This is a genomic window from Pseudomonas sp. FSL R10-0056 (genome assembly GCF_009600105.1).
In the GTDB taxonomy this organism is placed as follows: Bacteria; Pseudomonadota; Gammaproteobacteria; order Pseudomonadales; family Pseudomonadaceae; genus Aquipseudomonas; species Aquipseudomonas bubulae.
Map to the genome: position 1 here is coordinate 1 of NZ_WIWL01000146.1, position 259 is coordinate 259.

1 protein-coding gene is annotated in these 259 nt (G+C 63.7%); it reads right to left on the reverse strand.

The features are described from left to right. Positions 1-259 (reverse strand): MATE family efflux transporter (locus GHO42_RS07780; RefSeq protein WP_256671109.1); only part of this gene is annotated, 259 nt, incomplete at both ends.

A 259-nucleotide genomic window follows, 5' to 3' on the forward strand; every position in this document is an offset into this window, starting at 1 on the left:
GGCCAGCAGCGACCAGCCGCAAGCCACCACCATTGAACGGCGCAACGCTTCCCGGTCACGGGCGCCGATTGCATGCCCGCATAAGGCTTCGACTGCGTGGGCCAGACCGTCCAGCGCATGGGCGGCCAACAGAAGGCCGTTGAGCAGCAGCGCATTCGCAGCCACGGTCGCGTCGCCCAGCCGTGCACCTTGCAGGGTGATGGCGAAAAACACCGATTGCAGCAGCAGGCTGCGAATAAAAATATCGCGATTAACCCCC